General features: G+C 70.9%; 9 protein-coding genes. 5 read left to right on the forward strand and 4 right to left on the reverse strand.

The window, feature by feature from the left end; translation table 11 throughout:
* Nucleotides 1-70 precede the first annotated feature (70 nt).
* The gene (locus tag E8A12_RS18265; RefSeq protein ID WP_293371471.1) at nucleotides 71-1,429 is read left to right on the forward strand and encodes an ATP-binding protein; all 1,359 of its coding nucleotides are present in this window, start codon (nucleotides 71-73) and stop codon (nucleotides 1,427-1,429) included.
* Between the two features lie 51 nt (nucleotides 1,430-1,480).
* On the forward strand, nucleotides 1,481-2,104 hold the full coding sequence (locus E8A12_RS18270; protein ID WP_293371473.1) for a class I SAM-dependent methyltransferase: 624 nt from the start codon (nucleotides 1,481-1,483) through the stop codon (nucleotides 2,102-2,104).
* Here E8A12_RS18270 and E8A12_RS18275 read toward each other — a convergent pair.
* From E8A12_RS18275 to E8A12_RS18290, 4 genes are all read right to left on the reverse strand, one after another.
* On the reverse strand, nucleotides 2,101-2,793 hold the full coding sequence (locus tag E8A12_RS18275) for a hypothetical protein (protein ID WP_293371475.1): 693 nt from the start codon (nucleotides 2,791-2,793) through the stop codon (nucleotides 2,101-2,103). The two genes, E8A12_RS18270 and E8A12_RS18275, sit on opposite strands and share 4 nt — an antisense overlap.
* 3 nt (nucleotides 2,794-2,796) lie before the next feature.
* Nucleotides 2,797-3,591, reverse strand: coding sequence for a pyrroline-5-carboxylate reductase (proC, locus tag E8A12_RS18280; RefSeq protein ID WP_293371485.1), 795 nt, complete (start codon nucleotides 3,589-3,591; stop codon nucleotides 2,797-2,799).
* Between the two features lie 205 nt (nucleotides 3,592-3,796).
* Nucleotides 3,797-4,300 (reverse strand): YbjN domain-containing protein, encoded by a 504-nt coding sequence (locus E8A12_RS18285; RefSeq protein WP_293371477.1) that lies wholly within the window; start codon nucleotides 4,298-4,300, stop codon nucleotides 3,797-3,799.
* A 138-nt stretch (nucleotides 4,301-4,438) separates the two neighbouring features.
* Nucleotides 4,439-4,726 carry an accessory factor UbiK family protein gene (locus E8A12_RS18290; protein WP_293371479.1) on the reverse strand — a complete coding sequence of 96 codons (288 nt, stop codon included), beginning with the start codon at nucleotides 4,724-4,726 and terminating at the stop codon, nucleotides 4,439-4,441.
* A 123-nt stretch (nucleotides 4,727-4,849) separates the two neighbouring features.
* Here E8A12_RS18290 and lgt point away from each other — a divergent pair, with 123 nt between their 5' ends.
* From lgt to E8A12_RS18305, 3 genes are all read left to right on the forward strand, one after another.
* Nucleotides 4,850-5,725, forward strand: coding sequence for a prolipoprotein diacylglyceryl transferase (lgt, locus tag E8A12_RS18295; protein WP_293371487.1), 876 nt, complete (start codon nucleotides 4,850-4,852; stop codon nucleotides 5,723-5,725).
* Nucleotides 5,712-6,770 (forward strand): SAM-dependent methyltransferase, encoded by a 1,059-nt coding sequence (locus tag E8A12_RS18300; RefSeq protein WP_293371481.1) that lies wholly within the window; start codon nucleotides 5,712-5,714, stop codon nucleotides 6,768-6,770. The genes lgt and E8A12_RS18300 overlap by 14 nt, the downstream gene beginning before the upstream one ends.
* Nucleotides 6,767-7,151: laccase domain-containing protein (locus E8A12_RS18305; RefSeq protein WP_293371483.1), on the forward strand; the 385-nt coding region annotated here is incomplete at its 3' end. The genes E8A12_RS18300 and E8A12_RS18305, both read left to right, overlap by 4 nt.

The raw sequence follows: 7,151 nt of genomic DNA on the forward strand, positions 1-7,151 counted from the left end.
AGGCCGACCCCAAGGCGCCCCGCTATCTGCAGACGGTGCGCGGCATAGGCTACCGATTGGCCCCCGACTGATGGCTCGATCTGCCCGCGTGATCGGCCGCTGGATCAAGCGGCAGATGCCGAAGACCCTGTTCGGCCGCTCGCTGCTGATCATCGTCCTGCCGGTGGCGATCATGCAGATCGCGGTGACCTACGTCTTCTTCGACGCCCACTGGCAGACCGTCACCAGCCGCCTGTCCGAGGGTCTGGCGGGCGACATCGCCTGGGCCGTGGAGAGCTACCGCGACGATCCGAGCCCCGCGGCCTTCGCCAAGCTGTCGAAGCGGGCGGAGGACTCCATGAGCCTCTCCATCGCGCTCCAGCCCGGCCGCAAGCTGCCGCCCTACAAGCACGACGCCCCGGTGATCTATCAGCCGTTCCTGGCGCCCATCGACCAGTCGCTGCAGCGGGCGCTGTCGGAGCGGCTCGACCAGCCCTTCTGGTTCGACACCACCCGCTACCCGGCCTACGTCGACATCCGCGTCGCGGTGCCCGGCGGGGTGATGCGCATCCTGGCGCCGCGCGACCGCGCCTTCGCGACCCAGGGCCACATCTTCGTCCTCTGGATGACCGTGGCCACCATCCTGCTCACCACCATCGCCATCCTGTTCATCCGCAACCAGGTGCGCGCCATCGAACGGCTGGCCAACGCCGCCGAGGCGTTCGGCCGCGGCGCCGACGTGGAGGCCTTCAAGCCGCATGGCGCGCGCGAGGTGCGCCGCGCCGCGCGCGCCTTCCTCGACATGCGCGCCCGCATCCAGCGCCACATCGACCAGCGCACCACCCTGCTCGCCTCGGTGAGCCACGATCTCAGGACCCCGCTCACCCGCCTGAAACTCGCCCTGGCGCTCGCCGAGCCGTCCAAGCGCAACAGCGCCATGAAGGACGACCTGGCCGAGATGGAGCACATGATCGACGAGTACCTGGCCTTCGCCCGCGGCGAGGGCGGGGAAGCCGCCGAGACCATCAACCTGCGCGACCTCTTACAGCAGGTGAGCGAAGGCGCGCTGCGCGCCGGCGCCCAGGTGATCGTCGCCGCCGATCCGGCGCTTACCGCCTCGGTGCGCCCCAATGCGCTCAAGCGGGCGCTCTCCAACCTGGTGATGAACGCCGCTGTCCACGGCGAGCACGTCGAGGTCGCCGCCAAGGTGCGCGAACAGGGCGGCGTCGAGATCGTCGTCGACGACGACGGCCCCGGCATCCCCGAGGCCCAGTACGAGGAGGCCTTCAAGGCCTTCGGCCGCCTCGACGAGGCCCGCAACCTCAACACAAAGGGCGTGGGCCTGGGCCTCGCCATCGCCCGTGACGTCGCCCGCGGCCACGGCGGCGACATCGTCCTGTCGCGCTCGCCGTTGGGCGGTTTGCGCGCGGTGGTGCGCCTGCCCGGTTAGTTACGCATCCATTTCCCCGCGCCGCGGCGACTAGGGGGCATGAGCGAGACGATGAGCACCCTCATGCATCAGGCGGTGAAGCCGCGCGGAGCGGGCGGCGTGGTGATGGGCTGGCTGCTGGAAAGCGGCGATGCCGTGCAGAATCGCGCCACCGTGGACGCCCTGGACCCGCCGCCCGGCGCGGCAGTGCTGGAGATCGGCTTCGGACCCGGCCACGCGTTGCAGATGCTGGCGCTAAGCCACCCGCTGGGCCTGGTGGCCGGGATCGACCACTCCGAACTGATGGTCGCCCGCGCGCGCCACCGGCTGAACGGCCGCAGGGGCGACGCCGCGCTCGACCTGCGGATCGGCGACGCCGGGAACCTCCCCTTCCCGGACGAGAAGTTCGACGTGGTCTTCGCGGTCAACAGCTTCCATCAGTGGCCGGACCAGGCCGGCGCCCTCGCCGAGATGGCCGGGGTGCTGAAACCGGGTGGCGACCTGCTCCTGTCGATCCGCGACTTCCGCGTGGCCGGCCGCTTCGAGCCGCCGGGGAACGGCGCCGACACCGCCAAGATCGCCGCGGAGATGCTCAAGGACCTCGGCCTGCAGGTCCGCCTGCGCGAGGTCGTCCACTCGCCGGCCCGCGCCACCCTGCTGGTGCGCGGCCGCAAGTGCGGGCGGGCCGAGGCCTAGAGGGCCTTCACCTCCAGGTGCGCGCAGACGGCGTCCAGCGGGCAGGCCAGGCAGAGGGGGACCCCGCGCTTGCACCACGTCTTGCCGAGCTCGCGCAACAGTTGGTGGGCGTCCACAAGCCAATCGCGATCTATGCGGCCGGCCGTCTCCAGCACCCCGACCCCGGCGCGGTAGTCGGCGGCGTAGGCGCCGTGCTCGGCGAAGAACCCCAGCCGCGCCAGCGACCGCAGGCCGTTCGATTCCAGGCACGGCCGTGCAGCGACGCCGGAGAACAGCAGCACCTTGTCCGCGCCAGGATCTGCGATCACCGGGAAGGTCTTGAGCAGGGCGCGCGCCTTCGGCAATGGCAGAGCGCGCAGCGTGCCGTCGAGATCGCCTTCGCATCGCTCGATCACGATCCGAGCGATGGTCCGCCAGCGCTCGACGCGGGTTTCCGGCCGCATGCCGCCGCGTTCGGCGAAGCGAAAGAGGGTGGCGTCGTCCGCCGCGGCGATGGCGCGGGCGTCCACGCCCACCGCCGCTTCGAAGGCGTCGAACAGCATGCGCCGCCGCTCGTCGTCGATCAGGTAGCCGATGTTCTCCCACAGGATCATCGCCAGCGGCGCGCTGGGGACCGGCGGCGGCGTCAGGTGGCGCTCCAGCGTCTCCACCACGGCGATCAACTCGCCAGCGGGACGCGGCGTGCGCATCGCCTAGGCGCCCAGTTCCTTTGACCGTCGAAGCGCCGCGGCCACGGCCTCGCGCATCAGCGGCGGCAGGCCGCGTTCGCCCAGCAGCACGTTCATCGCTGCCTCGGTGGTGCCGTTGGGCGAGGTCACCTGGCGGCGCAACTCCGCCGGCTGCTCGCCGGTCTGCGCCAGCAGGGCCGCGGCGCCGGTGATGGTCGATCGCGCGAGGCGGCTGGCGTCCGCCGCCGACAGGCCCACGGCCACGCCGGCGGCCTCCAGGGACTCAATGAAGGCGTAAAGGTAGGCCGGCGCCGAACCGGAGACCGCGGTGGCCATATGGATCTGCGCCTCGTCGGTCAGGTCGACCACCGCGCCCAGCGGCTCAAACAGGGCATGCGCGCGGGCGAGCGCGGCGGGGTCGTCGGCATAGAGGCTGGCGACGCCCTGGCAGATCGCCGCCGCGGTGGTCGGCATCACGCGGGCGACCGTGCGGCCGCCGAACTCGTGGGCGATGGCCTGCGATCCCACACCCGCGGCGATGGAGATGATCACCGCATCGGGCGACAGCCAGCTGGCGTACTGGCCGGCGGCCTCCAGCCACTTCTGCGGCTTCACCGCCAGGATCACGGTGCGCGCCGAGGCGAGGTCGCCGTCCGGCGGATTGAGCCGGGCGCCGGCGCGGGCGGAGGCCAGGGCGGCGTCCGATGGCTGCGGGTCGACGATCATCAAGTCATGGCCGGCGAAGGCCCCGGCCCTCGCCCAGCCCTCAAGAATGGCCCCGCCCATGCGTCCGGCGCCCAGCATCAGGATGGGTGTGATCATGAGATCGAGCCTAGCGACCTACGCTACCGGCGTCATCCCGCCTTCCCACCCTTAACGGGAGGGACAGGCCGCGTCAGCGGCCAGGGTTGGGGAAGCGTGGGCCGACGTGTGGAGTCTGCGCTTGAACGCAGCTTCCCCACCCGTCTCCCCCCGGATCAAGTCCGGGGTCGCCACCCTCCCCGAAACGGGGAGGGAACGCGGCTTAGGCCTCGCCGATGGTCTCGAACATGCAGGCGGCGATGGCGTCTGCCGGCGACTTCGAGCCCTGAACCAGGAAGTCGAAGGCCGGGTAGAAGCGGTCCGCGCCTTCGACGGCCACGTCGATCATCGCCGCGGCCTGGGCCAGGCTCGGCTGTTCGCCGGTCATCAGCGCCATGCCGTGGCGGAAGATGACTTCGCCGTCTTCCCACAGTTCGAAGTGGCCCAGCCACACCCGGGGATTCACCTGGTTGATCAGCTCCTGGGCGGCGACGCGCTGTTCGGTCGGCACCGTCAGGTCCATGGAGAGGCAGAGCTGCAGGCAGTCTCCCTCCGGACGCCAGGCGAACCAGAGTTCGTAGTCCTTCCAGTCGCCGGCCAGGGAGAAGGCCAGGTCGCCATCTTCCGTGCGGTCGAAGGGCAGGTTCTCCGCGGCGAGCACATGCTCGACCACATCGAGGGGATCGGCGCCGAGCTGGACGCTGTCGTCAGACGGGCTGGTGTCCATGAGACCCCTTTCGCAGCGGGCGGGGAGCAGACGGCCGCCCCCGAATCGCCTGCGATAGTGAAACTAATCTGCTTCGCGGCTTGAGCGTCATCCGGTTCTTTGCGGAAGGCGCCCACATTGTTGTGTGCGGGAGCGTTTTCAGGCGCCCGCGTCCGGTTTCGGCCCCGCACCCGAAGACTTGGGGGCTTTCGTGGCCTTCGGCGCGGGCTTCGCCGAGCGCAGCGCCTCGACCTCTGCCCGGAGCGAAGCCACCTCGGCTTTGAGGGCGTCGAAGTCGTCGCGGCGGATCAGATCGAACTCGGCGGCCATCCGATCGGCCTGGGCGCGGAATGCGGCCTTGGCCTCCTCGCCGGCCGCCTGGGCCAGGCCCATGGCCGCGGTCGACAGCTTGGCCATTTCGTCGAGGAAGGGATTCTGTGTTTGCATCTCGTACTCTGCCCGACGGACAACAGGCCTGCCGGATGGTCCTTATATGGGCCTAAAAGGGTGAATGCGAAGAGGTTCTCCTCTAAAGCGACCGTCAACCTTAACGCCGGAGTAGCGCCGCTGCTGCATTTCCCGAACATCGACCCGGTGCTGGTCCAAATCGGCCCCTTCGCCATCCGCTGGTACGCGCTGGCCTATGTAGCCACCATTCTCGCGGGCTGGCGCTACGTGGTCGCCATGGTGCGCAATCCGAAGCTGTGGGCCTACCGCCCGCCGCCGGCGACGGCGCTGGAGATCGACGACCTGATCCTGTGGCTGACCCTCGGCGTGATCGTGGGCGGCCGCCTCGGACACGTGGTCTTCTATACGCCCGAGCTGATCTGGACGAACCCGGTCGAGATCCTGAAGACCTGGCACGGCGGGATGAGCTTCCATGGGGGCGCGCTGGGCGTTTTTGTCGCAGGCTTGGCCTTCGCCCGCGCCAAGAAGATCGACGCCCTTCGCCTGGGAGACATCATCGTCGCCGCCGAACCGATCGGCGGTTTCCTGGTGCGCATCGCCAACTTCATCAACGGCGAGCTGTGGGGCCGGCCGACCACCGCGCCCTGGGGCATGGTGTTCCCGGACGCCGGACCGCTGCCCCGCCACCCGAGCCAGCTCTATGAGGCGGCGCTGGAGGGTATCGTGCTGTTCTGCCTGCTGCGCTGGGCGACGCACCGCCGCCACTGGCTGAACCGTCGCGGCGTGGTCATGGGCCTGTTCCTGGCCGGCTACGGCCTGATCCGCATCAGCCTGGAGAACGTCCGCGAGCCTGACAGCTACATGCCCAACTTCCCGTTCGGCCTGACCATGGGGATGATGCTTTCGGCGCCCATGGTGCTGATCGGCGCCTGGCTGGTCTGGCGCGGGCTGAAGGAGCCGCTGCCCCCGCCGATCGCCGCCGAGGAAGCCCATCTCGCCCCCGACGCCCTTGCGAAGGGCGCTGATGAGCCTGCGTGACCGGCTGGCCGCGCAGATCGCGGCGGGCGGCCCGATCAGCGTCGCCCAGTTCATGAGCGCCTGCCTGCACGACCCGGACTTCGGCTACTACGCCACGCGCCCAGCCATCGGCGAGGCGGGCGACTTCATCACCGCGCCCATGGTCAGCCAGATGTTCGGCGAGCTGCTGGGCGTCTGGGCTGCGGCGTCCTGGGAGCTGATGGGCCAGCCGGACGAGGTGCGGCTGGTGGAGATGGGCCCCGGCGACGGGACCCTGATGGGCGATATCCTGAAGACCCTGCGCCACGCGCCGGGCGCGCTCGACGCCGCCGACGTCTGGCTGGTGGAGACCTCCGCGCCGCTGCGGGCGCTGCAGGCCGACCGGCTGGGCGAGCGCGTGCAATGGGCGCAGAGCCTTACCGAGGTGCCGGACGGCGTCCCGCTGATCCTGATCGCCAACGAATTGCTGGACTGCCTGCCGGCCCGCCAGTTCGTGCGCACAGCCGTCGGCTGGGCCGAACAGGTGGTGGGCCTGGACGCCGACGGTGAGCTGGCGTTCGGCCTGGCCTCCACGCCAGCGGCCGGCCTCTTGCCCGACGCTGCGCCGGGCCAAGTCTTCGAGCAGTCGCCGGCCCAGGCGGCGCTCGGCGCGGAGGTCGGGGCGCGGATCGCCGCCGACGGCGGGGCGGCGCTCTTGATCGACTACGGGCGCGCCGAGCCCGGCTTCGGCGACACCCTGCAGGCGCTAAGGCGCCACGAGAAGGTCGACCCGCTCGACCGCCCCGGCGAAGCCGACCTCACGGTCCACGCCGACTTCCCCGCGGTTATGGCCGCCGCCCGGGCCGTGGGCGCCTCGGCCGCGTTCCTCACCCAGGGCGAGTTCCTGGCCCGCATGGGGATCGGCCAGCGCGCCGAGGCCCTGGTCGCCGCCGCCCCCAACCGAACCGGCGTCATCGGCCGCCAGCTCACCCGCCTGATCGCCACCGACGAGATGGGCGAGCTCTTCAAGGTCTGCGCGATCCATTCGCCCGACTGGACGCCGCCCGCCTTCGAGGACGCCGAATGAACGACCTGACCGTCCTGACGGCCCCGCTGCTGGAGGCGCCCGGCGTGCGCCACGCCTTCTTCACCCGCCGCGGCGGGGTCAGCCAGGGCGTCTACGCCAGCCTCAACGTCGGCCTGGGCTCCAGCGACGATCCCGACGCGGTGCGCGAGAACCGCCGCCGCTGCGCCGCCCATTTCGGGGCGCCCGCGATCGTCACCGTCCATCAGGTCCATTCCGCCACGGCGCTGGCCGCCGACGGTTTGTGGCCGGGCGACGCGCCCCAGGCCGATGGCCTGGCCGCCGCGACGCCGGGCGTGGTGCTGGGGGCGCTCGCCGCCGACTGCGCGCCTGTCCTGTTCGCCGATCCCCTGGCCCGGGTCGTCGGGGCCTGCCACGCCGGTT

Source organism: Phenylobacterium sp. (genome assembly GCF_004799395.1).
Lineage (GTDB): Bacteria > Pseudomonadota > Alphaproteobacteria > Caulobacterales > Caulobacteraceae > Phenylobacterium.

Bases quoted from the DNA above. Each gene is read 5' to 3' on its own strand.
- E8A12_RS18265 (WP_293371471.1), top strand. From the start codon at position 71: ATGGCTCGATCTGCCCGCGTGATCGGCCGCTGGATCAAGCGGCAGATG.
- E8A12_RS18270 (WP_293371473.1), top strand. From the start codon at position 1,481: ATGAGCACCCTCATGCATCAGGCGGTGAAGCCGCGCGGAGCGGGCGGC.
- E8A12_RS18275 (WP_293371475.1), bottom strand. From the start codon at position 2,793: ATGCGCACGCCGCGTCCCGCTGGCGAGTTGATCGCCGTGGTGGAGACG.
- E8A12_RS18285 (WP_293371477.1), bottom strand. From the start codon at position 4,300: ATGGACACCAGCCCGTCTGACGACAGCGTCCAGCTCGGCGCCGATCCC.
- E8A12_RS18290 (WP_293371479.1), bottom strand. From the start codon at position 4,726: ATGCAAACACAGAATCCCTTCCTCGACGAAATGGCCAAGCTGTCGACC.
- E8A12_RS18300 (WP_293371481.1), top strand. From the start codon at position 5,712: ATGAGCCTGCGTGACCGGCTGGCCGCGCAGATCGCGGCGGGCGGCCCG.